21 protein-coding genes and 3 pseudogenes are annotated in these 26,111 nt (G+C 40.5%); 5 read left to right on the top strand and 19 right to left on the bottom strand.

Translation table 11 applies throughout. The annotated features are described in order from the left end of the window. Positions 1 to 197: 197 nt before the first annotated feature. The 3 genes and pseudogenes from PYW36_RS00875 to PYW36_RS00865 form a co-directional block, all read right to left on the bottom strand. Entirely contained in the window at positions 198 to 2,201 is a 2,004-nt protein-coding gene (locus PYW36_RS00875; protein WP_037576239.1) for a cation:proton antiporter, read from the bottom strand. 48 nt (positions 2,202 to 2,249) lie between these two features. Then, positions 2,250 to 2,718: pseudogene (locus PYW36_RS00870) on the bottom strand (peptide-methionine (S)-S-oxide reductase). 84 nt (positions 2,719 to 2,802) lie between these two features. Beyond that, positions 2,803 to 3,705 carry a LysR family transcriptional regulator gene (locus PYW36_RS00865; protein WP_103159206.1) on the bottom strand — a complete coding sequence of 301 codons (903 nt, stop codon included), beginning with the start codon at positions 3,703 to 3,705 and terminating at the stop codon, positions 2,803 to 2,805. A 119-nt stretch (positions 3,706 to 3,824) separates the two neighbouring features. Between PYW36_RS00865 and PYW36_RS00860 the strand changes: the two genes are divergently transcribed. Continuing rightward, positions 3,825 to 5,012, top strand: coding sequence for an MFS transporter (locus tag PYW36_RS00860; protein WP_103159207.1), 1,188 nt, complete (start codon positions 3,825 to 3,827; stop codon positions 5,010 to 5,012). 589 nt (positions 5,013 to 5,601) lie between these two features. Here PYW36_RS00860 and PYW36_RS00855 read toward each other — a convergent pair. The 8 genes from PYW36_RS00855 to PYW36_RS00820 all read right to left on the bottom strand — a co-directional run bounded on the left by PYW36_RS00855 (position 5,602) and on the right by PYW36_RS00820 (position 13,754). After that, entirely contained in the window at positions 5,602 to 6,516 is a 915-nt protein-coding gene (locus PYW36_RS00855) for a D-ribose ABC transporter substrate-binding protein (RefSeq protein WP_103159208.1), read from the bottom strand. Between the two features lie 18 nt (positions 6,517 to 6,534). Then, the gene (locus PYW36_RS00850; protein WP_103159209.1) at positions 6,535 to 7,473 is read right to left on the bottom strand and encodes an ABC transporter permease subunit; all 939 of its coding nucleotides are present in this window, start codon (positions 7,471 to 7,473) and stop codon (positions 6,535 to 6,537) included. Continuing rightward, positions 7,454 to 8,950: a sugar ABC transporter ATP-binding protein gene (locus PYW36_RS00845; RefSeq protein WP_037576254.1), complete on the bottom strand. Its 1,497-nt coding sequence runs from the start codon at positions 8,948 to 8,950 to the stop codon at positions 7,454 to 7,456. The genes PYW36_RS00850 and PYW36_RS00845 overlap by 20 nt, the downstream gene beginning before the upstream one ends. A gap of 12 nt (positions 8,951 to 8,962) precedes the next feature. Beyond that, positions 8,963 to 9,352: a D-ribose pyranase gene (rbsD, locus tag PYW36_RS00840; RefSeq protein WP_103159210.1), complete on the bottom strand. Its 390-nt coding sequence runs from the start codon at positions 9,350 to 9,352 to the stop codon at positions 8,963 to 8,965. Continuing rightward, on the bottom strand, positions 9,345 to 10,226 hold the full coding sequence (gene rbsK, locus PYW36_RS00835) for a ribokinase (protein WP_037576259.1): 882 nt from the start codon (positions 10,224 to 10,226) through the stop codon (positions 9,345 to 9,347). The genes rbsD and rbsK overlap by 8 nt, the downstream gene beginning before the upstream one ends. 2 nt (positions 10,227 to 10,228) lie before the next feature. Further along, on the bottom strand, positions 10,229 to 11,194 hold the full coding sequence (locus tag PYW36_RS00830; protein ID WP_037576262.1) for a LacI family DNA-binding transcriptional regulator: 966 nt from the start codon (positions 11,192 to 11,194) through the stop codon (positions 10,229 to 10,231). 127 nt (positions 11,195 to 11,321) lie between these two features. Further along, on the bottom strand, positions 11,322 to 12,662 hold the full coding sequence (gene cstB, locus PYW36_RS00825) for a persulfide dioxygenase-sulfurtransferase CstB (protein WP_103159211.1): 1,341 nt from the start codon (positions 12,660 to 12,662) through the stop codon (positions 11,322 to 11,324). A gap of 12 nt (positions 12,663 to 12,674) precedes the next feature. Continuing rightward, positions 12,675 to 13,754 carry a DsrE/DsrF/DrsH-like family protein gene (locus PYW36_RS00820; RefSeq protein WP_037576272.1) on the bottom strand — a complete coding sequence of 360 codons (1,080 nt, stop codon included), beginning with the start codon at positions 13,752 to 13,754 and terminating at the stop codon, positions 12,675 to 12,677. 137 nt (positions 13,755 to 13,891) lie between these two features. Between PYW36_RS00820 and cstR the strand changes: the two genes are divergently transcribed. Both cstR and PYW36_RS00810 read left to right on the top strand, forming a co-directional pair. After that, complete coding sequence (gene cstR, locus PYW36_RS00815; protein WP_037576274.1) at positions 13,892 to 14,152, top strand: persulfide-sensing transcriptional repressor CstR; 261 nt, start codon at positions 13,892 to 13,894, stop codon at positions 14,150 to 14,152. Positions 14,153 to 14,154: 2 nt separating this feature from the next. Continuing rightward, the gene (locus PYW36_RS00810; RefSeq protein WP_103159212.1) at positions 14,155 to 14,907 is read left to right on the top strand and encodes a sulfite exporter TauE/SafE family protein; all 753 of its coding nucleotides are present in this window, start codon (positions 14,155 to 14,157) and stop codon (positions 14,905 to 14,907) included. 39 nt (positions 14,908 to 14,946) lie between these two features. Here PYW36_RS00810 and merA read toward each other — a convergent pair whose 3' ends face one another. From merA to PYW36_RS00785, 5 genes are all read right to left on the bottom strand, one after another. Then, positions 14,947 to 16,263 carry a hypothiocyanous acid reductase MerA gene (merA, locus tag PYW36_RS00805; protein ID WP_103159213.1) on the bottom strand — a complete coding sequence of 439 codons (1,317 nt, stop codon included), beginning with the start codon at positions 16,261 to 16,263 and terminating at the stop codon, positions 14,947 to 14,949. Further along, entirely contained in the window at positions 16,260 to 16,688 is a 429-nt protein-coding gene (hypR, locus tag PYW36_RS00800) for a redox-sensitive transcriptional regulator HypR (protein WP_103159214.1), read from the bottom strand. The genes merA and hypR overlap by 4 nt, the downstream gene beginning before the upstream one ends. A 305-nt stretch (positions 16,689 to 16,993) precedes the next feature. Continuing rightward, the gene (locus PYW36_RS00795) at positions 16,994 to 17,458 is read right to left on the bottom strand and encodes an AAA family ATPase (protein ID WP_103159215.1); all 465 of its coding nucleotides are present in this window, start codon (positions 17,456 to 17,458) and stop codon (positions 16,994 to 16,996) included. A gap of 12 nt (positions 17,459 to 17,470) precedes the next feature. Continuing rightward, entirely contained in the window at positions 17,471 to 18,133 is a 663-nt protein-coding gene (locus PYW36_RS00790; RefSeq protein WP_103159216.1) for an ABC transporter ATP-binding protein, read from the bottom strand. 12 nt (positions 18,134 to 18,145) lie between these two features. After that, on the bottom strand, positions 18,146 to 19,195 hold the full coding sequence (locus PYW36_RS00785) for an ABC transporter permease (RefSeq protein ID WP_103159217.1): 1,050 nt from the start codon (positions 19,193 to 19,195) through the stop codon (positions 18,146 to 18,148). A gap of 218 nt (positions 19,196 to 19,413) precedes the next feature. Between PYW36_RS00785 and fadX the strand changes: the two are divergent. Together fadX and PYW36_RS00775 are read left to right on the top strand one after the other, a co-directional pair. After that, positions 19,414 to 20,998: pseudogene (fadX, locus tag PYW36_RS00780) on the top strand (fatty acid degradation protein FadX). A 119-nt stretch (positions 20,999 to 21,117) separates the two neighbouring features. Further along, positions 21,118 to 22,056, top strand: a pseudogene (locus PYW36_RS00775) (class I adenylate-forming enzyme family protein); the annotation flags it as partial. 126 nt (positions 22,057 to 22,182) lie between these two features. On the opposite strand, the gene PYW36_RS00770 reads toward PYW36_RS00775, so the two are convergent. The 3 genes from PYW36_RS00770 to gtfA form a co-directional block, all read right to left on the bottom strand. Beyond that, a complete protein-coding gene (locus tag PYW36_RS00770) occupies positions 22,183 to 23,073 on the bottom strand; it encodes a PhzF family phenazine biosynthesis protein (protein ID WP_103159218.1) in 891 nt (296 codons plus the stop codon). Positions 23,074 to 23,262: 189 nt separating this feature from the next. Beyond that, positions 23,263 to 24,603 carry an accessory Sec system glycosylation chaperone GtfB gene (gtfB, locus tag PYW36_RS00765; RefSeq protein WP_103159219.1) on the bottom strand — a complete coding sequence of 447 codons (1,341 nt, stop codon included), beginning with the start codon at positions 24,601 to 24,603 and terminating at the stop codon, positions 23,263 to 23,265. Continuing rightward, positions 24,596 to 26,101, bottom strand: coding sequence for an accessory Sec system glycosyltransferase GtfA (gtfA, locus tag PYW36_RS00760; protein WP_103159220.1), 1,506 nt, complete (start codon positions 26,099 to 26,101; stop codon positions 24,596 to 24,598). Before gtfA ends, gtfB begins: the two co-directional genes overlap by 8 nt. Positions 26,102 to 26,111 lie beyond the last annotated feature (10 nt).

Genomic DNA, 26,111 nt, shown 5'->3' with positions numbered 1-26,111 from the left:
GCAATAAAACGCTTATTTTCACTTTTCTATTTTACATGAATTATAGGTCAAATGCACTAGTTTCAGAAATTGGAAAGATGTAATTTTATCCCCTCAACTCTTTTGAATTTTCTTTTCCGTTTTTCATAATCTCATCCCTTTTTATCAAGAAGACATCAAAAACGCCTAAAGCATGGGTTTGGCTTTAGGCGTTTTCATTATTTATCGGCTAAAATTTCATTATAACTGATTTCTTCTCGAAGTCTAACGGCGATGTCATGTTCAGTAATTTCACCATTTAAGACCATTTCATCGAGCACTTCTCGTTGTGTATAGACCGCATAGAGTTTCATTCGGCGCGTTTGTTCTTTCGCTTTAGGTTCTTTCGGTTTACGACGGGATTTACTGCGGATTCTTGTGAAGTAAGACGTATTAATCATCCCTATTTCTAATACGTTTTGACTGTTTCTTTCTTCGGCCAAACGCGCGGATACATTACGATACACTTGGTCCAACGTTTGGTCTAACGTTTTGATATCGATGTGCTTTTTCATTTTACCTGTTCTTGCACGATAACGTAACATAAACATTTTCATCATCATTTTTAATTTTTCAATAAAATCCGCTTCTTTAAAATGTTGCGAATTGTCGACGATGATGCGATATTGCGTTAAACCCTGTTTATCTATTTTTTCTTCTTGGACAAGTTGTTCTAAGGTGTGTTGTTCGACTTCGCTCGCAATTTCACTTAATCTCCGAAACTCTTTCGCATCTTTACGATGACTTTGATTGCGCAATAAAAACATGTATTCATTGTAATATTCTTGAACGACCGGACCAAAGGACGTCATCGTACTCGCTTCGGGTGTCATTTTCATCCGATGAATGACTTCGGCTAATATCCGCATTTTAGCATCTATAAAAGTTAACCCTTTATTCGGCACAATTTCTGCAGATTTCGTCACAAGCGGCAATACGATTTGTGCCATAATTAGGCTCAATAATACCATCATCGCAGCGATAAAAATCAAATCATTTCGGAACTCGAATAACTGCTGATGGGCCAAATAGACAGGTAACGTTAAGGCCAATGACACTGAAATCGTCCCATGAATCCCACACATCGTCATAATAAATGCATAATGGAAACGGCTCATCGGTTCAGGTGTCTCATCATTATTAAACGAAAACCGTGTATTTCTCGGGTAATAAAAAGTCTTGAAAAAGGCAAAGACCCACAAAAAGCGACAAACGTAAATGGCAATCGCAATGAGCACCGTAACGCCTAATAAAAAGACTAATTTTTCAGGTTCATTTTGGATGATTTCCACAATCACATTCGGAACGATATAACCTAAAATCACAAACACAAATCCATTGAGCACGTAACTGATCGTACTCCAAATTTGACCATAACTCATTTGCACTTCAGGTTGTGCCCGGACGAGTCGATCGCGTTCGAAGCCATGAATAAGCCCCGCCACCACCACGGCAATAATTCCTGACGCATGAACCAGTTCAGCGACGATATAAACAACAAACGGTGTCAATAATTGGATGAAGATGAGGGTATTATTGTCTTTAATCCCTTTCGTCTGCAACATAATGCGAAGACGTACAACCATCACACCAATAATTAGACCGACCAGTATCCCTAAAATCGTCGACAATACAAACTGCTCGATCGCTTGAACTGCTGAAAACGTATGTAGAATTAAAGCAGTGATGGCAATTTTGAATGAAATGATCCCTGCGGCATCATTCAATAATGACTCTCCTTCTAAAATCGTCATGGCGCCTTTAGGTAAAATCTTCCCTTTTGTAATCGCTTTGACGGCAACAGCATCTGTTGGACACAAAATCGCGGCAATCGCAAAAGCGGCAGCCATCGGTAAATCCGGCCATACCCAGTGGAGAAAGAATCCCGCCCCAATCACGGTCACAAACACAAGCGCCATCGCCATCAATGTGATGGGCTTAATGTATTGGAGTAATTTCTCACGGTGCACATTCGCCCCTTCGACAAATAAGAGTGGCGCAATCACGGCTAACATAAACACTTCGGAACTAAATTCGAAATGAATCGTAATCGGAATTAAAAACAACAACACCCCAAGTGCAATTTGTATGAACGCGACAGGTACTTTTGGTATTTTCATGCTTATGACTGAACTGAGTATCACCGCCACAATAAAAAAGATATATGCTTCTAATAACTGCATTCAAAAAACCCCTGTTCTCAACTTTTATTGAATCACGCGATCTCCTCGCTAATATTTATGTAATAAGGCGTGTGGGATATGACAATAATCGTCAGGAAAATGATCCAAGCGGTCCTGATGTTCCGCCGCACTCGGAACATATTGTGTTAAAGGACAGACTTCCACTTGAACTTTATCATAATCCTCGCGTTGCGCGATGTACTGGCGCGCAATGTCAAGATGTGCTTTATTTTCGCTATATACACCTGTTCGATACTTCGGCCCGACATCGTACCCTTGACGATTGACGGCGTATGGATCGATAATGTCAAATAAGTCTCGCACAAGCGCTTCCACTGACACTTGTTCGGGGTCGAATGTCGTCTTGACGCATTCGACATAGCCATCATAAGGCCCATCGAGACTTGTCGTTTGACCATTCGCGCGCCCCGCTTCAGTATGAATGACACCGGGGATCGTCTTCACAAAAGCTTGCACGCCCCATAAACATCCCCCCTGCAAGATAGATCGTTTCCATCAGCGATTCTCCTTTTATCGTGATTAGTTTTATTATACATGACTGTTATCCTAAATCTGAAGTAAGAGTCACTATGCCCCATTTTTAAACATGATGCATCAAATAGGAAATAAACCTTTGGACCGTCGCATGACGCGAGGCATCGTTGTGTTTGGCTGTAAATGCCGCAAATGACATTTTGAAATCAAAAGGCGCACCAATGGGTATCGCCGCAATCTCTCCCTGTAAAATAAATGGGTTGTCTTCAATCATGAGATTTGAGACGACACTTACGCCTAATCCCTCTGATACAGTTCGGATAACGACACTCGGATTAGAGGTGCGAAATACAATTTTTAATGGACCGTTTTTCGCTTCGTAAGCTTCGAAGTTACTATGATAAATATTACGATCAAATAATACAAAAGGATACGGTTGCACCTCTTCTAATGTCACCTTTTGTTTGAGCGCAAGTTTTGATTTTTTAGGAGCAATCAGTCTAAAATCGGTTTCTATATTTAAGGGATGGATGTGAACCTCTTGACTTAAATTTTCATCAGCTCGCATGCCTCCTAAACCGATATCCACTTTTTCGTTTTTGACCATGTGAAGGATGTCATCGCGTTCGCTTTCGATGACTTCCACTGAAATATGCGGATAATCTTCTTTAAAACGTGACAACGCTTTTGGAATAATTTTATGAAAGAGCGTAGGAATTGTCGCAATTTTAATCGTGCCACTGACGTCTGATTGCATCGCTTTGACTTCGTTTTTCAATTGGGCTTCGGTTTCTATCATTTGAAGAATGTACGGCATTAAATGTTTGCCCATTTCGGTTGGGAGTGTACCTTTTTTCGAACGGTGAAATAGGGGGTAACCAACTTCTTTCTCAAACGTTGCGATGGATTGGCTCAACGCTGATTGTGTGATATTCATTTTTTGTGCCGCATGAATGATGGATTCTTCTTCAAATATTGCTTTAACATAATGTAATTGTTCAAAATTCATAAGTCACCTCTATCCATTAGCAAAACTAATGTATCTATCATTATTTCTAATTATACATAAGATTTCCAACTTACTATAATAAAGAGTGTCTTATTTTAGGAGTTAAAGGAGTCTTTCAATTGAATACACAACTTTGGTCAAAGCCATTTATCTTTGTCACAGGTATTAACTTTTTAATGTATTTGATTCATTATACGTTAATTGTGACGGTAGCTACGTATACGATGGCTGAATTTCATGCGCCAGAAAGTTTAGGTGGACTAGCGGCGGGGATTTTCATTATCGGCATGTTGTTAGGTCGTCTCGGCACAGGTCGTATCATTGACAGCCTACGTCCAAAACAATTGATTATGTTCGGTATTGTCTTTTCTATCGTGACGATTGGCCTATATTTTTTGACACAATCGCTCACTTTATTGTTGATTGTGCGCTTTTTACATGGGGGCGCTTTCGGGATAGCCTCTACCGCTACAGGGACCTATGCCTCTCGAATTGTACCTGATGCGAAAAAAGGAGAAGGGTTAGGATATTATGCCTTAAGTGTAACTATGGCCTCTGCACTCGGTCCATTTTTAGGAATCGTCTTTAATCAAACCATGGGCTTTGCTTCCATTTTCATCATGAGTACACTCGTTATTATTATTGCGCTAGGTTTGAGTTTCGGGTTAACAGATCTCCCAAGCACATTGAACAAAGAGGACCATGAACGTCCAAAAGGTTTGAGTGCTTTTTTCCAAAAAGAAGCGCTTCCGATGTCGTTTGTGATTGTTTTAGTCGGTGTGGCTTATTCAAGCGTATTATCCTTTTTAACGATTTATGCTGAGACCATCAACCTTTCGACAGCTGCAAGCTTTTTCTTTGTGGTCTTTGCGATTTTTACATTTGTGACGCGTCCTTTCACCGGCAAAATATTTGATTACTACGGCCCCAATGTCATCGTCTATCCTGTGTTATTTGCGTTTGCGTTAGGGCTTGTCTTTTTATCTCTCACACATGAACCAGTGCTGCTATATCTCGCAGCCGGACTTATTGGGATTGGCTATGGTACGATTGTGCCAAGTGGGCAAACGATTGTGATTCAACAATCCCCCAAAGAAAAAATGGGTCTTGCGACATCCACCTTTTTTATTTTTCTAGATTTTGGGGCAGGAATCGGTCCTTTTATTTTAGGTGCGCTAATACCATTTACAGGTTATCGTATGTTGTATCTTTTAATGGCGATGATCGGTGTTTTCGCTATTATTGGCTACTTTTTCGCACATGGTAAAAGTGCATCAAAACGCCATATATCAAGTTCTAACAAATAATTTTTAGGTATACCTAACTTTTTATTTTACATATTCTAAAATTTGTGTTATCTTAAAGATGTTCAAGATGATACCCTTACATTTTGAACACATTTCCCTTCAAAAGTATGAGCTGTGATTTTCTGGCATTACATCCTCCAAAAATGCATCGTAATTCAGAAATTAGTCTCACATGCTCGTCGTCCAAATCTGAAGACCTTCTAGGGAGGTTGGGTCCCCTACTACATATCCACCTCACCTCAAAAGGTCAACCTAATAGGGTGGTTATTGCGATAAAGCGATACACACATATGGTTCTCCTAAAAAGCGGTATGTTACATACGGTTGTAACAACCGATACGTTCAACCTATTTTAAAACCCTCAATAATACCCCTGACGTCTGGTCACGTCAGGGGTTTGTTGTGGTAAAAAATGAGGAGTAGCTCAAGAATTTTCGATTTTTTGAGGTCTATAAAAATCTGACGGTGCCATCAATGTTCAAGTCTTTTTGCTCCTAAACAAAAAGAGTTAAGCAATTCATGATTGCCTAACTCCTTAATTTGATGTGACCCGTCTGATTTGACAGAGCGCTTTTTTTCACATCTCTTCTTATTTCGCTGTTTCAAGTTTCAATGGGATTTTAATGGCTTTTTCTACTTTTTTCCCGTCCATTAATTTCAATACGGTCTGCACCGCTTCTTTCCCCATCAATTGCGGTTGTTGGGCCACGGTCGCATCGAGTTGATGATTTTTAATGGCTTTCATCGCATCTTCATTACCATCAAAGCCCACTACGACAATGTCTTTATCTCCAATCGCTTCAATTGCGCCTAATGCCATTTCATCGTTATGCGCAAAAATCGCTTTAATATCCGGATGCGCTTGAATCATATTTTGTGTCACATTTAACCCTTCTGCACGATCAAATTTGGCACTTTGTTTAGAGACAATATTTAAATCTTTATCGGCAATCTCATGGAAGCCTTTGCCTCGTTCGCGTGTCGCACTCGCTCCTGGCACCCCTTCAAGCTCGGCGACTTTCGCTTGTTCCCCAACTTTATCAACTATAAACTTACCGCCCATTTTACCGCCTTCAACATTATCTGAGGCAATAAATGAAGCTACTTCGCCTTTATCTACCGAACGGTCTAACGTAATGACAGGAATGCCCTCGTTATTCGCAGATTGGACGGCACTGGAAATCGCACTTGAATCAGTCGGATTGACAATTAAATAATCGACCTGTTGTTGCACAAGATCTTCGATGTCATTCGTTTGTTTTGCGGAATCATCCCGTGCATCAACGACTTTTACTTGCATGCCTTGCTTTTTGGCTTCTTTTTCAATATTATCTTTGATTGTCACAAAAAATGGGTTATTTAATGTGGAAATACTTACACCTATTGTGATGTCAGATTTGTTTTTATTCGTTTTGCCACTTTTGTCTTTTTTGACGGGTGATTCTAAGGAACATCCCGCTAATAGCAAAAGACATGCCAAAAAGATGACGATAGTTTTTTTCATGAACGTCTCCTACTTTCCTTATTTTTTTCGATCGATGAGCACCGCTATTAAAATAACGACCCCTTTAACGACTTGTTGATAAAACGAAGACACACCGAGTAAATTCAACCCATTGTTTAACACACCAATGATAAGCACCCCTATCAATGTACCCACAATGCGCCCTTTACCGCCTGTAAGTGACGTTCCACCTAATACCACGGCCGCAATGGCATCGAGTTCATAGGCCGTTCCTGCTGTCGGTTGTGCAGAGTTCAGTCGTGAAGTTAAAATGGCGCCGGCTAATGCAGCCATAAATCCTGAAATCCCATAAATCAAAATTTTGACGCGATTCACTTTAATACCTGAAATTTTAGCTGCGATTTCGTTGCCACCAATCGCATACGTATGGCGTCCAAAAGTTGTTTTATGTAAAATGATAAACAAAGCGATAAAAACAAGGGTCATCGTAACGGCTGGCACTGGAATACCAAAGAAATAACCTTTACCAAAGAGTTGGAATAAGTAATTGTCCCCTAAATTCGTAATCGGGTTCCCATCCGTCACGACAAGTGTCAGTCCACGGAAGATGGTCATCGTCGCTAGTGTTGCGATAAATGGTGCCATGTTGCCTTTTGTGACAAAAATTCCGTTGACTACACCTAGAACAAAGCCAATCAGTACGCCGATGATAATGGCAATGATTGGGTCAACCCCACTCGTAATCATTAATGCGATAAATGCCGACGAAAGCGCTAAAATAGACCCCACGGATAAATCAATGCCACCGGTTAAAATGACAAACGTCATCCCAAACGCAATCAGCCCATTAATTGACACTTGTCTTAATAAATTGAGTAAATTCGATAAATCTAAAAATGCTGGATTCAGCACACTAATCATCACAATCAATAAGATGAGTCCTACGAATGGAATCAGCTTTTCAAATAAAGATGTTTTAGCGGTTAATGTTTTCATGTAATGTTCCTCCTGTCGCCAGTGTCATAATTTTTTCTTCTGTCATATCCTCTCCCGTCAAATGACCGGCAATGCGCCCTTCATGAACAACCATGACACGGTCACTCATCCCAATCACTTCTGGCAGTTCTGAGGAAATCATAATGATAGAGACACCACGTTCGGTCAATTCATTCATCAGCTGATAAATTTCACGTTTCGCCCCTACATCAATGCCGCGCGTCGGTTCATCAAAAATAATGATACGCGGGGCGGTACCTATCCATTTCGCGAGCACGACTTTTTGTTGGTTGCCTCCTGATAAAGTGCCCGCAGGTTGCTGATGCGGTGTTTTTATATTTAGGCGGTCTCGCATGCGATCGACAAATTGATTGGACTCTTTTTCTTTCACAAAGCCGTATTTTGAAAAGCTTTTTAAGGAGGGCAACACCATATTGTCACGAATTGAAAAATCTAAAATGAGCCCTTCATCTTTTCGATTTTCTGTAATCAGTGCGAGCCCATGTTTCATGGCATCTTCGGCTGTTTTAATAGACACTTTTTCTCCATTGATTTCAATATGATGCGTTCCCTTATCTAAGCCAAACAGACTGCGCATCATTTCAGTACGCCCAGCGCCCATCAGACCACTGACACCTAAAATTTCTCCGCGTCTTAAATCAAATGCGACATCCTTAATCTGATGTTGAGGATTGGTGAGGTGTGACACGTTTAAAATGATATCTTGCGGTTCATAATGGCGGTCCGGGTATTGATCTTCTAAATCTCTGCCGACCATGGCGCGCACGATGTCATTGTAAGCGGTTTCTTGTGTTGGTTTATAAAAAACGGTTTGCCCATCACGCATCACCGTAATTTCATCCGATATTTCAAAAATTTCCGCCATCCGATGTGAAATGTAGACGAACGCTACACCTTGTTTTTTCAAATGGCGTATCATTTTGAACAATTCTGTAATTTCTGTTTCTGTTAAAGTTGCAGTGGGCTCATCCATAATAATGACTTTCGCCTCAGTCATGAGGGCTTTGGCGATTTCAATCATTTGTTGTTCCCCGATAGAACAATGTTTGGCTGTTTTATGAAGCGGAATATGGAAATTTAATTTTTCAAAAATAGCCTTCGCTTGTTTTTCCATTTCTGCTGTTTTCAAGAGGCCCCATTTGTTTTTAATTTCTTTACCGATGAACATATTTTCTAAAACAGTTAATTCAGGCCAAATGTTTAATTCTTGATGGATAAAAACAAATCCAGCGCGTTCGGCTTCTTTCGGATTATTGAATACTTTGGATTCCTCTGAGATGAGAATGTCCCCTCGATCTTTTTGATGAATCCCTACTAAAATTTTCATCAGTGTCGATTTACCTGCACCGTTTTCGCCCATTAAGGCGTGGACAGTACCTCGTCGGAGAGTAAAATCGACGCCTTGTAACACTTTGTTTTCGCCAAAGGCTTTATGAATTTGACGCATCGTAATCATGTCGCATTCCTCCTAAAATAAGACATCGCTCTGTAAAATGATGTTAGCGTATGGGGTCGCTTCTCCAGTCCGAATAATCGCTTTGACATTGTGAGATTGGCGTTTCAATTCATTATGGGAGACGGTCTTGAAATCTGAAAAGTCCTCTTTAAGATTTTCAAATAACAAATTATTATGGTATTGCATCTCTTTAGCCATCGTTGCTGAGGCGATGGCCATATGTTTTGAAATTTCGGTGTAAACGTCCATAAATGACGGTTCGCCAAACTTTAACGCAAGGTCAATGCGCTTGACCCCTTCTGGAATAGGTAACCCACAATCCGCAATCATAATACAATCCGTATGACCCAGTTGGCTGAGCACCGTGGAAATGTCACTGTTTAAAATGCCTGTTTTATACATCGAGTTCACCTCTAATCTCGTCCCACGTTGGCATGCCGCCTTGTGCACCCATGCCCGTCACTGAAACACTTGCAGCAAGGTTTGCTAGCGCGATGGCTTTTTCTAGCGGCCACTCTTTTTGTAAGCCGACAGCAAGTGCACCGTTAAACGTATCCCCTGCCCCAGTAGTATCTTTGACTTCGCGTGTATAGCCTTTTACTGTAATATGGTCTTCTCCGTTAAAGTAACGCGCCCCTTTGTCGCCAATCGTGACAATCAATTTATTAGGGTAACGTTCTAAAGCTTTTTCGAGATCTCCTTTAAAAAGGGCCTCACTTTCTGTTTCATTCGGCGTAATATAATCCGCATGCGCAATCACCGCGTCACTGACTTCCCGATACGGTGCTGGGTTTAAAATAGACGTGATGTGGTGTTGGTGACAATACGCCAACACTTGCTCGACTGTTTCTGCTGGAATTTCTTGCTGAATTAACACAATATCGCCAGACTGCAGTTCTGCAAGTTGCGCTTTTATGTTCGCATAGGTCACTTCATGATTCGCTGAAGGGACGACAATAATGCTGTTGTCGTGGTCTGCTAACGTAATATGCGCTGTCCCGGATGGCATATTTGGCACGACTTTCAAATGGGTAACGTCCACACCGTTACGTTGGAAATTTTGAACAATCTCTTGGCCAAAATCATCATCGCCGATGCGTCCAATCATATGAACATTTTCTCCTAAACGGGCAGCAGCCACCGCTTGGTTCGCCCCTTTACCCCCAGGCGCGGTAAAAAAGGATTCCCCTAAGACTGTCTCGCCCTTTTGAGGCACGACGTTTGTTTCAACCACTAAATCCATAGAAACACTACCGATGACATATATTTTTTTCATTTTTATGACCTCCTTGTTGATGCACGATGCACCATGTCGACTTCTAAAATAGTAGACGTTGGCGCTACACGTCCTTCAAGTTCATCGATTAATTGTTGTGTCGCTTGTTGGCCCAGTTCATAAGCCGGTTGGCGAACTGTCGTTAATGTCGGAATAAACATTGTTGCAAATGGAATGTCATCATAGCCCACCACTTGCACCTCTTCTGGCACCTTGATATTGAGGGTGTACAACCACTGCATGACTTTAAACGCCATCACGTCATTACTACAAATAATACTATCGATAGTATAGGTGTCGATGTAGCGTTCCAGTAATTTTTCTGTCAAGGCGCCTTCTAATTGGGTTACCACCGACACATTTGCTTCTTCTAGCACTTTTTTTGCTGCATCGAACCGTGCACGAAAGGACGTATAATCTAAGTTTTGATAGAGCAGTAATACAGAAGTCGCGTTGCCCTGTAGGATTGTTTCAGCTTGAAGTGTGCCCCCTTGCACATGGTCCGCTTCAACACATGTATCTCCTTCGGCCGCTCGGTCAATAAGAACACATGGAGATTGGAGCGCATGTAATTGTTCAAAAGCGTGCGGCGTCGACAGTTGTGAAGCGATGACTCCACTACATTGATTGACTTTGAACATAGACAAATAATTTAATTCTTTCGTTTCATCCATCGCACCGTTGCCAATCATAATATGATATCCTCGTGCCATCGCCATATCTTCCACCCCACGCGCGACAAGTGTAAAAAAAGGATTGCTCATATCTGGCAACAATAAGCCAATAAGTTTTGATTTTTTCATATTCAGTGAACGTGCCACTTCATTCGGTTGATAGTTTAAAGCTTGAATCGCAGCCTCAATTTTGTCACGTGTCTCTTGTTTCACATAACCATTTCCATTAATTGCCCGTGAGACCGTCGCTACAGACACTTTGGCGTAATGCGCCACTTCTTTAATCGTTGCCACAGCGTTCACCTCTTCTAAATGTGTAAACGTTTACATATAAACTATCACGCTTTTTACAATTTGGCAAATTGAATTTTCAAATAAAAAACACACCTTAACCTAGATTAAAGTGTGTTTTAATTGAACTTTATACGCGTTTCGCTTTATCTGGAATAGCTTGGTAACCTTCACGCACATTAATAATGTTTTTAAATCCTTGCTTTTCTAGTATTCCAACTGCTATTGAGCTTCTTACGCCTGATTGACAATGGACATATAAAGGGGCATCTTTCGCAAACGGAACTGTCGTTTCTAAAAGTTGACCATGTGCTAAATGTTGCGCTTGACTTAAATGACCCGCTGCCCACTCTTTATCGTTACGAACATCTAAGACATGCTCTTCTTCCCCAGTTACTTCATAACTGTGTATCGATTTTGTCTTGACTTCAAATGAAGGTTTTTTATAACTTTTAACACGATCATATCCAATTAGTTGAAGCGTGTGTACTGCTGCATCAACTGTTGGTTTATCTCCAATAAGTTGAATGTCTTCATTGTAATTTAAATACCATCCGATTTGGTTAATGAAATTTTTATCATATGGAATATTCATCGTTCCAAATTGATGGCCACCATGGTAAGCTTCTTTTGAACGTAAATCAAAAGCCAATGTTTCATCATCTTGACTCATATAAACTTGATAAGGTTGGTAATCCTCCATTCCAAATTGATTAATTTGCTTCATTTTGGCAAAATGTTTTGGAGGTGCAGGTTGGTCTGTCGTTAATGATTCGATGAATGCGGCTTCATCTTCTATTTGAAAAGCCCAATTATTTATTTTTTCATAGCCTAATGTTGACATAGGAATCGCGCCTAGCGCTTTTCCACATGGACTTCCAGCGCCATGACCTGGCCAAATTTGAATATAGTCAGGATAATTTTTTATCATTTGAACCGACTCATACATTTGTTTAGCGCCTTTTTCTGTAGATCCTGCCACTTGTACGGCTTTTTCAAGTAAATCCGGACGACCTATATCACCCACAAAAAGAAAATCTCCACTGAAAAGTCCCATTGGTATAGAGGCTCCTCCTCCAATATCAGTTAACAATAGACTGATGCTCTCTGGGGTATGACCAGGTGTGTGTAAAACTTCTAACTCAATATTTCCAACCTTTATCTTATCTTTATGCCCTACAAATTGTGTTTGTTTAGGCATGTTTCGATATCCTAAACTTTCCTCTCCTTCTTTTGAAACATAAATCGTTGCCCCTAAGCGTTGAGCAACCTCACGAATACCAGAGGCATAATCCGCATGAATATGTGTCTCTGCAGCCTGTGTAATGGTAAACCCTTCTTTTTCAGCAACTTCAACATACTGCGTTAAATCACGAATCGGATCAATAATCATTGCTTCACCCGTGCGTTGACACCCGATTAAATAAGATGCTTGTGATAAATGGTCATTGTAAAATTGTTTAAAATACATTGAATTCTCCTCCTAAATAAATAGATTATGTCGTGCGTTTTCAGTGTCTCCAATATAGGCACCGACACCACCATAAGTTACATCTTCTCTAAGTTCTTCTGTTGAAATGCCCATCACATCCATACTCATTGTACAAGCAATAAGCTTTACATCTTGTTCGACCGCTTTTTCGAGTAATGTAGGTAATGTTTCGACATTTTTCTTTTTCATGACGTAGCGCATCATTAAGTTACCTAAACCCAACATATTCATTTTTGAAATTGGCATGTATTCAGGTTTACTTGGCAACATCATGTCGAACATTTTTGCGATACCTTTTTTCTTTACTGGAACTTGATTGATTTTTTTGAGCGCATTAAGTCCCCAAAACGTAAAGAAAATGCTAACGTCCCGTCCTGCAGCCTTTGCGCCATTCGCAATAATGAGTGCAGCAATAGCCTTATCCAACTCACCACTGAATAAAACAATTGTTGTTCCATTGTCTCTATGTGTGACACTCATGTCTTCTTCTTTTGTTTTTTCAATAACCGCATGAATGTGATCCACATTTTCTTCTAACATGACAAGATGATAGCCTCTTTGTTTCACCCAACTTTGCACGTCTTGTTTAAATCCAAAATCAGTGACCGAAACTTCAAGTTGTTCTCCTTCGCCCATTTGATTCATTTCTTTATTGATTTCGACAATAGGCCCCGGACATTGTAAACCACTATAATCACGTTTAATACGATTTTCTTTCAATTCATCACTATGAGAAATATTTTTACGTATCATAGGTGTCTCAACATTTGAAAGTTGCCCTTTTATCGCATCAAATCCCCCATCTAAATTTACAACGTTGTAACCCTTTGCCGATAATACCTCTGCTGCTTTTCGACTTCTCCCCCCGCTTTTACAATGAATATAGTACGTACGGTCTTTAGGTAAATCAAACGTTTCTATTTGTTGTACAGGATATAAAAGCGCTCCGTTAATATGTCCAATTTCATATTCTTCTTTTGTTCTTACATCTATTAATTGTTGTTGTTCCCCTAACTTTTCTAATTCACTTTGATAAAATTCCGTAATGAGTTTCGTTTTAAAACTTGTCATTTTTGACCTCCTTTTAATACCTATAGGGGTATATTAACAAGGCGATTTCGATTTGTCAAATACGGTATGGGGTATTTGACAAAATAATTTTTTCCACTTATGCTAGGATTACTTAAAATTTTATGGAGGACAAAGTTATGGAATATGATAAAAAATTAGTCAATCGAATTAAACGTGTACAAGGGCAATTAAACGGAGTCATTAAAATGATGGAAGAGGATAAGGACTGCAAAGATATTGTCACACAATTGAGTGCATCGAAAGGTTCTATTCAAAGATTAATTAGTATTATTATTAGTGAAAACTTAATAGAATGTGTGAAACAAGCTGAGGAAAATGATGCAGACGCTCAACAACTTATAAATGAAGCTGTTGAGTTACTCGTGAAAGCTAAATAACAATGACTTACGAAATCATTTTACTCTTTGCTATTGGCGCTGTAGGTGGTTTTATTTCAGGCCTAGTTGGAATAGGTGGGGCCATCATTATTTATCCGGCTATACTTCTTATTCCTCCACTATTTGGGTTTTCGAGTATGAGTCCTTACCTTGCCTCAGGATTGACTTCAGCTCAAGTATTTTTCAGCACATTAAGTGGCGCTTATTCTGCAAAAAAGAAACCTGAATTTTCATCTCATCTCGTTTTAAATATGGGTTCAGGAATGTTTTTAGGAAGTATAATAGGCGCTTCGATGGCCAACGCTTTAAACGCCACTTTTGTGAATACTGTTTATATTATCATCGCTATACTGGCTTTACTCTTACTATTTTTTAAAGTCACTCCAAAGCCACAAAAATCTAATTTTAACCCTATTTTACTCATAGGGATTGGCTTAGTGATAGGTACATTATCTGGTATTGTAGGTGCTGGAGGAGCATTCATTATTACCCCCATACTTCTAGCCGTATTTAAATTACCAATGAATACAGTGGTTGCTAATAGTATTGTTATCGCCTTTATTTCATCAATTGGGGCTTTTGCGATGAAAGCTTTCCAAGGCCACATCCCTCTAGATTTAGCTATAGCTATTATTCTAGGAAGTATTATTTTTGCACCGATAGGCCTTAGAATCGGTCGCCGAATCTCAAGTTCTATTCAAAAAGGGATTATTAGTTTCTTGATTATTATCGCTATTATTCAACTGATTTTTTAAACATTAAAGCACCGCCACTGGAGAGTGACGGTGCTTTAATTATATATTAAACAAATCGTTAAACGATTCCATCATCGTTGGATGCGTATAAATCATATCCCGCACAACATCATACGTTGTTTGTTGCTTCATGGCAAGGTGAATGAAGTTAATCATTTCTTCAGAATGTGCGCCGTAAAGGGATGCCCCTAAAATAAGGTGTGATTTGGCATCGACCACCACTTTGAAGAGGCCACGGGCATCGGCGTTAATTTTGTGACGTGGAATTTGATTGACTGGAAGAACGCCTTCTTTAATCTCATAGCCTTGTTCTTTTGCTTCTATGGCTGTTAAGCCGATACGTGAGAGCGGTGGATCAATAAAAACCGTATAAGGAATCTCACCACGATTGTGGGTTGTCCGTTTTCCGTCACCGAACAGATGATCACGCACAATTCGGAAATCGTCTAATGAGACATACGTGAATTGAGCGCCTCCTTTAACATCTCCCACCGCATAAATGTGGGGCACTGTTGTTTGTAGGTGTTCATTCACTGGAATTTCACCTTTGTCTCCGAGTGCAATGCCGACGTTTTCTAAAGCAAGATCTGTATTCGGTGTTCTGCCTGCCGCAAGTAAAATCGCATCAGTATGGAAAGTTCCTTCAGAAGTTTCCACAATGGCTTCATTGTCTTGATCCTTGATGCTTTGCGTGTCAGCATTAGTCACGATTTGTACACCTTTCTCTTCTAAATCATGAATCACTTGTTCAGCAATAACTTCATCTTCTTTGGCGAGCACTTTGTCATGACGTTCTAGGACCGTCACTTCTGTACCAAAGCTTGCGAAAAGTGAGGCAAATTCTAGCGCAATGTATCCCCCACCAATAATCACTAAACGTTTTGGTTGTGTTGAAAGTGCCATAATCCCTGTAGAATCATAAATAAAGTGAGAAGTGTCAACACCTTGAATCGAAGGGATGACTGGTGTTGCACCCGTATTAATGACAATAATTTCTCCACGAATCGTCGTCACTTCATCATTTTCATGTATGAGCGCGATTTCATGTTCGGTTTGAAATTGACCTTTCGCATCGTACACATCAATGTTTTTTTCATCAGCAAGGTTATGATAATTTTTATTGTTCAGCGCTTCGACAACCGCTGTCTTACGTACCATTGCCGCATTAAAATCTAGCGTCTCACTCGCATGAATTAACGTTTTTGAAGGAATACATCCAATATTTATACATGTTCCGCCGTACATTTTAGGAGATTGTTCAATCATCGCCACTGTTTTGCCTTGGCTTGCTGCGGTTTTCGCAAGGGTTTTCCCTGCCTTCCCAAATCCTATAATGACAATATCGTAGTTTTTCATCGTATAGACTCCTTTAATAATTGGTTTAAAATCGTTTGAATCGTTTGTCCGTCATACACTTTTTTCGCATAGTCGTGCTCGCTGCGATAGAAGGTCGACATGGTGTGTCCGATTTCTCGGGAAATTTGGCAGATGTTATCCGTAGCCCCTGTAAGTACACGTTGGTTCGTCATATCTTGGGGGACAAACACATCGTACAAGGTTGTTAATGAAACTTCAGCTGTACGGACGTTCGCTTGATAGCCCCCTTGTTTTCCACGATGCCCCTCTACCCAGCCCGCTTCAATAAGTTTCGTCGTGACGCGACGAATTTGTACGGGGTGAATACACACCGAATCGGCTAATGCTTGGCTACTCCATCTTTCTTCTGAGTGTTTAACTAAAAAACACATAACATGAACTGCAATGTTAAATTCTAAATTCATGTGGCCACCTCTTATTGTAACTTTTATAGTTACATTTAAGCATAGTTTTGTTCCTTTGTCACTTAACGCCATGCCTTCTTCCACTATTAATGACTTTATTCGGCGCTAGAATATGAGATTCAGTTAACTTAAAAAAGCCATCAAAATTGACGCTCAGGTCAATTTTGATAGCTATTTTAAAACAATTTATATTTGAAAAAGGCGTCTGCTTATGATGACATATCGTAAAGTTGATGGACGCCTAAGCCGAAAATCCTTTTAAAAATCTTGCTCGCGCATCTGACCAACATGCTAACGTTTGATCTTTATTCGATGATCATCCAACGACATTCAGTTTTATAGGTCTCATAGATTCGATTCATTTCAGGAAAACTTTTTTCAGGGAAACGCCAAATATATTGAATAAAGCTCGGTTCTAGACTATCAGGATTGGCCCCCGGTCCTTTTTGCCGTTTACCTTTTAAATATCGATAAATCACAAGAAGTACACATTTCCATCGCGGGGCTTTCATCCAAATCACGAGGTCAGCTTTGGCGACACGCATTTCGAGTGTGTCTTTATAATTGCCATCAATAATCCATTTTTCCTTTTGTAATAGGGTGTCTAACCGTTCTAAAAGGACGTCATCAGAGACGTTTTGCGTGCCCTCCCAAAAGAGCGCATCCATATGATATAAAGGTAATTTCGTCTGTTGTGCGATTTTGTAAGCCAGTGTGGATTTCCCTGTGCCAGGGGAGCCCATAATAACGATGCGGTTTAGGCTCATCATGTTGTCACCCCTCTATTGTTCTGTTAGGCATCCATCTTCCATATGAAACACACGGTCACAATAGTCTGTCAGACGTTCATCATGTGTCACGATAATGCCAATTTTTTGGCGCTGTTTCGTTTGGTCTTGTAAAATTTTGATGACTTCGAGTGCGTTTTCCGTATCGAGTGCGGCGGTCGGTTCATCGGCTAAAATAATCGCAGGATTGGTGTACAAGGCTTTGGCGATAGCTACACGTTGTTTTTGTCCTCCTGATAAGCCACTTGGCAATTTATTTTCAAGTGTCGAAAGACCTAACTGCTCGAGCAATTGTTGATAGTCTTCTTCGTGCAATACGTCTTTTTTCTTTTTCTTTAACAGTTGAAATTGTTGTTTGACGGTGAGAAAAGGCACTAAATTTGTCGATTGTAATACAAAACCAACTTCATTCAAGCGAATACGGGCCAATTGTTTTTCTTTCATCGCTGTAATATTTTGACCGTTAATGTGAATTTCTCCAGATGTCGGCGTTTGAAGCGCGCCGGCCATCGTTAAAAAAGTACTTTTTCCTGAACCTGAGGGTCCGACAATCGCAATCAATTCGCCTTTATTAAACTGTAACGATGTCGGTTTAACGGCGTCAATCGTTTGATTCCCATCTTTAAATGTTTTCTTAACCTCTTTAAATATAAGCATGTTGCCACCTCCTTATCCGATTGCTTTGAGTGGATCGATTTTCCGTATGCTCAATACTGAGAATAGACTTCCGAGTAATGAGACAAAAATGAGTACGACCGCAAATACCACAAGTGTCACTGGATTAAATTTTATAGGGACAGCTTCTGGTAAAAATGCGCCGGTCAATAAAGTCAACGCTAAACCGAGAACCGTGCCGATAACAGCGAGGATTAACGTTTGTGCAACGACCATGTTCGCTAAATGACCATTCGTAAATCCTTGTGCTTTTAACACGCCAAATAAATGTGTTTTTTGTAAGGTCATGACATATAAAAAGATTCCGACCACAGTCGCTGAAATTGCAAATAAGAAGAAAATCATAAAGTTTAACGTCATATTTTGCGCTTGATAACCTGGTAAGTTTTCAATAAATGAATCTATTGAAATCGCTTCTAAATCCTGATTTAACTTTACCTTTTTCCAATTCGGGTCTTTTACCACGACAGCATTCGTTTCTTTTTCCGAGAGCATCGGGTTCACTTTTGCGATTGTCGCATTGTTGCTAAAAATGACGGGGGAGGCGTTGAATTTCGCACTTTCACTCACACCCACCACTTTTAATTTTTCGTCTGACTGTGCAAGCGTGAGCGTATCCCCGACCTGAAAGCCTTTTTGTTTTAATGTTTTATCAATCACGACTTCATTCTCTTTTGTAAAATTGCGCCCCTCAATGAGATGTGGCACTAAAAATGACTGCGCCTCCACACCAAATAACAAGGCATTTTCTTCTTTCTGACCATTGGCTACGATAAGCGCCGTTTGTTTCAATGTCGCTTTATCCTTAAAATCATCAGGCACCTCTGACACTTTAAACTTCGATTGTTGAATCGTTTGGTTCGCATTGTCATTCATGATAATGGCATCTGCTTGCCAACGATCAATGCCTTCACGGTTCATGTTCATCAACCCACTCGCCAAACCAGATAACAAAAATAGTAAATAACTGATCATGACGAGCACGCCAATGACTAAACCAAACTTTAATTTGCTGCGTTTAATTTCATTCCACGCTAAAAACATAACTTACCTCCTCTTCTACTTCATCTTCATCTTATCTTAACATTGAACGTCTTTTTCTTATACCCAATGCTATACTTATTATTTCGCTATCTCAATAAAATCAAGAATTGTTTGAAAATTCAATCATTACATTTTTACAATTTTGTGACATATGTTATATTTTTTGTAAGGGTTTACACGATGCGATGCAGTTTAAAAAAATTAAAGGAGTGAATGACATGAAACAAGTGACTCAGACGGAATTAAAATCAATTGTGCAAGATGGAGATGTGATTGGACTTGCTGCATTGACTGTGTCAAACCTCCCCGCCGAAGTGTTGCAACATCTTTTAACGCAATACGATGAGACCCAATCACCAAAACAATTAACAATGATGCTCGCAAAAGATATTAGTAGTGGCGGTCTGACGGTGGAACTCGATGACTTTGTCGAAAGAGGGATGGTTCGACGCTTGATTATGAGCATTATGACCGCATCGCCTAAAACGGTCGCAGCCATTAAGGCAAATGAAATTGAAGCGTATTTCATTCCGCAAGGCGTCGTCGCTACCCACTATCGTCAATCGAATGCACTCAGTCCTGGCATCATCACAAAAATTGGCTTAAACACAGGGGTCGGACCCGCACTATCAAGGAGGCAAAGTGAACGAAGCGACGACTGAAGATATCGTGACATGCATCGAGGTGAATGGGGAAACGTATTTACATTATCAACTCCCTCCTGTCGACGTGGCCCTCCTCCGAGGCACATATGCAGATACGAAAGGCAACATTTACATGACACATGAAGCCCACCTCGGTGAAAGTTATAGCGTCGCACTCAATGCAAAAGCACACGGAGGCAAAGTGATTGTTCAAGTGAAAGCAATCGTTGATATTTGTCAACAAAATCCGAATGACGTCTACATTCCAGGTAGCCTTGTCGACTATGTCTATGTCGCAGAAGAAGCCAAACACCATCGTCAACTGATTCAAACCTATTATCAACCAGAACTCTCAGGTGAACAGCGCATCACAGACTATCCAGAACCGATATTGTCTTTTACTACACGAAAATTGATCTTACGCCGTGCCGCTCAACTGTTACAACCCGGCGACACGATTAGCATCGGGTACGGCATCAACAACGAGCTCACAAACCTCCTGCATGAGGAAGGGGTAGAAGAAGCAGTACAGCCCTTGATGGATACGGGCATTTTCGGAGGATTTATCGGCAGTCGTCAACATTTTGGGATGAATTACAACACAGAAGCACGTATGCGGCATGAGTTAACGTGGGACTTTATCTATAATGGTGGGGTCTCTGTCGCCTATTTAAGTTTTGCCGAAGTTGATGCCAAAGGCAACGTCAATGTGTCGTATTTCGGGGACCGTATGAATGGTTGTGGTGGCTTTATTGATATTAGCCAATCTGTGCAACGGCTCGTCTTTTGCGGAGCTCTCGTCGCTGGTGGTAAATTGACCATCGAAAACGCGAAACTGCACGCACATGACGAGACACCCAAACAAAAATTTGTGACACAAGTCAGCCATATTGATTTTAATGCTGCAGAAGCCATTGCCAAACACCAAGACGTCACCTTCGTTACCGATCGTGCGGTTTTTGAGCTAAGAGACACAGGACTCACCTTAACCGAAATTGCACCCGGTCTGGATTTAGAAAAAGACGTCCTCAAATATATCGCTTTTAAACCTAGCATTGCAACACCACTTCAAACAATGGATTCAGCAATTTACAACGAAACATGGGGACAACTTTCCCAATCGATTCAAACGTATTCGAACCACTCGCACAACGCATAAAGAAAAACTGTAAACAAGACGAAAGTGGATTACCACACACGTCTAAAAAAGTGTAGCGTCAATAAGGTTTTTAAGGGGAAGACCGATTGACAACGCACTGACTCAAGGGGGTATACACAATGAATTTTGATTGGATTAAAACGCGTTCTGATTTTGATATTGAAAAGCCAGCGGTCATTGATCCGTTGAAAGGCACCCAATGGTCCTATCAACAATTGAACATTCGCGCAGATCATATGGCCCATTATTTAACAGAACAAGGCCTTCGACAAGGAGACGTCATCGGGGTCTTTGCGCCAAACGATGTCGCCTTACTTGATTTACTGTTTGCGTCATTTAAAATGGGTGCCGTCTTTCTTCCGATAAACTGGCGTCTCAATCCTACAGAGATTGCTGCTGTTGTGCAAGATTCCGGGTTAAAAATTTTATTTTACGCCGAAAAACATTTAAGTTCGCTCACAGAAATCGATGAGACTTTGCTGCATATGGATATTGATAGCCCAGAATATCAGGCTATCGTGAATCCTGAGACCCATCGCCCTTTTAAAGCTGTGAAAGTGAACGCTAATGATTTAGCGGCACTGATTTACACGAGCGGGACAACAGGTGAACCTAAAGGTGTCATGTTTTCATATGATTCTTTCGTCAACAACGGTACGAACATCGAATTAACTTACAAATTCAATTCGGACTATACAACGATTATTTCCACACCGATGTTTCACGTATTGGGGTTTAACGATACCGTGTTACCGACCTTGATGGCTGGTGGGACACTGGTGCTCCAACGCTATTTCAATGGCGAAGCGTTAAATGATTTAATCGCCCAATATGAACCCGATTTTATCATTATGATTCCGACGATGTATTATTCAACGCTTAAACAACCGAATTTCAGTCCAGAAAATTTTAGAAAAATGAAATACGTCATTCAAGGAGGGTCTCAACCGCTTCCAAGTATCCAAGCCGCTTTTAAACAATACGGAGTCAATATCATTAACGGTTACGGTCTTACTGAAGCCCCTCTCGTCATGGTCAACACGCCCGGGCAGACCAAGCCTGCATTTGTTCACAAGACGACATTGATAACTCTATCTTTTGAGACTCATTTACGTATTAAAATAGCCACCAAAATTTATCTGAGGGTAAATTTTGGTGGCTTTCTAACTTGAGCGCTCTGCTTTTTATAACACGATTGTGTAACGATGAGCTTCAACGGCATGTCCTGAAATGGCAACGTGACACGCGCCCTGTACTTTTTTCACAGCAACGCCAATGGTGCCATCTTTATTCATTTCCTGCCCTTGTTCAATATTTAAGTACACCGTCGTTTGGTCAGGATGAATATACGTCACATAATAGGCACCCATCACCCCTGCTGCTGTGCCAGTGACCGTATCTTCAACCGTGCCCGCAAAAGTCGATGAAAAATGACGTCCATGCATGTCACGTCCGATTTTTGAGGTTTCCAAACAAAACGGATGGACGGACGCACTCGGTTCTTCAGTTAATATATCCGCAAAAGCTTGATTATGGGGTTGCATTTTTTGACATACGGCGAGCGATTTCACAGGGACCATTAACGTCCAAACCCCTGTATTGCCGTAAACGATGGGAAGTTTCGAATCAAGATCCTCACAATCAATGCCAATCGCAGTTAATAATTGAGAGACCTCACCTTGAAAGGATTTGAATTGTGCTGGGTTTTGACCCATAGTCACTTCCCAGTGCCCTGCCTTTAATTTGAGGGCGATGTCTTGCACGCCTGCTTTCGTTTCAATTTGAATATGATTGACATCCTCTTTAATCAGTTGTTTGGACTTTGCGGCAACGACTGTCGCAATCGTGGCATGACCACAAAGATCTACCTCGGTTTGGGGTGTGAAGTAGCGAATTTGAAAGTCAGCGGTAGATGAAGCGATAAGAAAAGCCGTTTCATTGAACCCCGCTTCATAAGCAATAGCTTGCATTTCATCAGTAGTCAACGCATCCCCATTTAAAACGACCCCCGCCGGATTCCCTTTATTCGGTTCAAGGGTAAACGCATCGTACTGATACACTTGTACTGTTTTCATAACACATTCCTCTTCGTTCGTTGTAATACCTTATAATTTAACACGTTTGCCTGTGGCATTCGACGGTTAAGCCTATATATTGCACATTTCAGTCTGAAGTCTGACACAGAGGTGACGGCATACAGTTTTACAAAAAGAGAGTGCCCCTTACTTTAGTAGACCGCTAAAGTCATGGAACACCCGCATTACTTATACTGTTAATTGGGACATCAATGCATTAAAAGATTTGATATCTGTTTGATTCACATGTTGTTGCTGATACGTTTCGCGTACTTTGAAGAATCGTTTTTTCTGTTGGATATCTTTGAGTGCTTCTTTTAACGCTTGAGCTCCATCTGCTTTGGTAAAACAATTTTCTGGGGCTGTCACCGTACGATTATGCGCAATTTCCTCATATGCCAAAATTAATAGTTGATGATAAAATGCGCGACGGATGGCATTAATAATTTCGCCGCCTTCGTTAATATCTAAATAGACATCGCACAGTTGATATAACTTGTTGACGGTTTCGATTTCAATCGCGGGAAACAACTTAACGTTCGAATACTGATCTAACACCGTTAAATTGCTCGACATCTCTGTAACAGCGCCGATATGAAACATCGCAAATGGGCACGCCTCGATGATAGAGGGCAGATGATGGATTTGATCTGAGTTGGTCATGATCAAAATATTCATCGTATAGCCATTCTTTTTTTGATAGTCATACAAGTAGCCTGCTTGATGTACATGTTGACGCTCTGGCTCCGTCATAGAGGCAGTGAGTGCTTGATATTCGTTCGCATCAGGGACAACTACATCAAATTGACGCGTACTTTTGCCTTGAAGCATCAGTTGCATATTTCCCGGGACATTGCCTCCACTTTGTTCTTGCCAAAATAGTAAATCATGGCCAGGTGTTTCTAGATTGTATAACACCGCATAAGGAAGCCCGAGTGAATTGATGATGAAGCGATGATCTGTTAAGTTGAGTGCTTTAATAAAGAATAAAATAAAGCTCACTTTATGTTGAAAATGATATGTTTTCCCTTTCCAATTTAAAATAATCGAACGCACGACAAAATTTTCGTAAATGACTTCTTTGCCTTGTTGATCCAAATATTTACGTAAAATCAATGTGCCTTCTAAGTCATAAACGGATTGCGCAAAATGAACACCTTGTTCTGTATAATGGTCGACAAATTGTAAACGCCCGTGTGCATCATACCAGTCGACATGACTGACGACGCGAGGTTTTTGATCTTGTCGATAGTTGATTTTGGCACGGGTCATGCCCATATCTTTCACCCAAGCGACCTCATTATTCCCTTCAATTTCCCAAAAACGCGGGATAGGCACTTCGTTGAAATATAAAGGTTTCGCATGAGGCGCAATCTCCATATCGGCAAAAAAGCGATACGGTGTCACGATATCTTCCGGTAAAAATCCGTCATCTTCAATAACCAATGTCGTTGTGGCTTGTTTCGAAAGCCGTAGCGTATCGTAAAGTGTACGTGCATTTAAATCAAACCGTTCAAATAAATTAATCATGGGACACCTCTTCTATAAATGCTTTCCATTTTTCTTGAATCCGTGGTGTTAAAAATGGACGCGCAATATGATAGGACTTAGTATGCGGGTCATCCGGCCCTTCATTGAAATAACGGACAATATGTGCCGCATAGCGTTTTACGATGTCGTCTGAGGCCTCTTCTTTCGCATTAACCGGAATGAGATAACCATTTTCACCGTCACGGATAAATGTCGGATTGCCATAATTCACATCAAACCCAATCATGCCTAGACCTGAACCGACTGCTTCTAATAACGTCAAACCGAAACCTTCACTTGTTGAGGCCGAAACGAACAATTCATAGTCTTGATAGACTTCCTCTAAATGGACGTGCCCTTTAAGATGAATATAGTTTTCGGCGTGATGCTCTTTGATGAGTTGTTCAAGTTGTCCTTTAACGCCGCCTTCTCCGTAAATATCAAACTGAAGTTCGGGCACTTCTTCTTTCGCAATAATGGCCGCGCGTACCAACCAATCAATATGTTTTTCATTTGCGAGACGAGATGCACTAATCATCGAATACGGACGTCTTGTTTTCGGTTGTTTCAACGCATGAATACTGCCTACCGGAATGGTAAAAATGCGCGGTGTTTTTTGAAAATACTTATGAAATTGCTGCGTCAAAATATCGTTTTGTAACTGCGTCGCTGTAATATAAAAATCAATTTCATCTGCTTGCATAAACTGATATTCATAAAAGTTATTCCACAACACGTGTTGGTCATCTGTCGCATGTTCACTAAAATGTTCAGCATGCACAACGACACCCATTTTACTGTCACCTTTATGTTGAATGAGTGCTTGGCCTATTTCACTGGCACGGTCTAAAATGACAATATCGTTTGAAGTTAAATGGAGTTGTTCCATAAAATACGCAATAAACGCTTGACGACTGTACAATATTTTATGTTTAAAACGATACACATGCGTTTGGCCGTCAATATATTCATTATAAACAATGGACCCATCTTCATTATAAAACTGTCGCATATAGAGTTTAGCAACATTGTCTTTAGGGGCATAATATTCAGAGAAAATGCGCACATAACTGTAATAATCTTTGCGCACCAATTTACCGTCGATCACAAACTCTGCCCGATCCACAAAGGGTTCGCCCGCTTCTTTTAAGTAACAGGTAATAAACGTTGTGCCCTCATTTAAAAATAGTCGATGTACTTTACCGTCCGTTTCTTCGCGAACGATAGGCTCATAGACTTCATCTTTGATATTTTGGAGGGTATAACTTGTCGGCGCTATTGGAATATCCGTGAAATATTGATAGAGCCAAAGGACCTCGTCATCTTGGAAACCTATATTTTCAGTTAATGTTTGGATATTTTCAGAACTCATAAAATCAAGAAACACAAATTTGAGGGGCACATCTAGCCCTCTTAATAGCTTTGCGCGATAACTTTGTGCGTATTCCACACCGCTACTTGCCCATCCAATGCCAAAATTGATATTGTAAATTGTCACGCTACTCCCA

The sequence above is a fragment of the Staphylococcus chromogenes genome (assembly GCF_029024625.1).
GTDB lineage: Bacteria > Bacillota > Bacilli > Staphylococcales > Staphylococcaceae > Staphylococcus > Staphylococcus chromogenes.
This window is presented reverse-complemented; position numbering and strand designations above follow the sequence as displayed.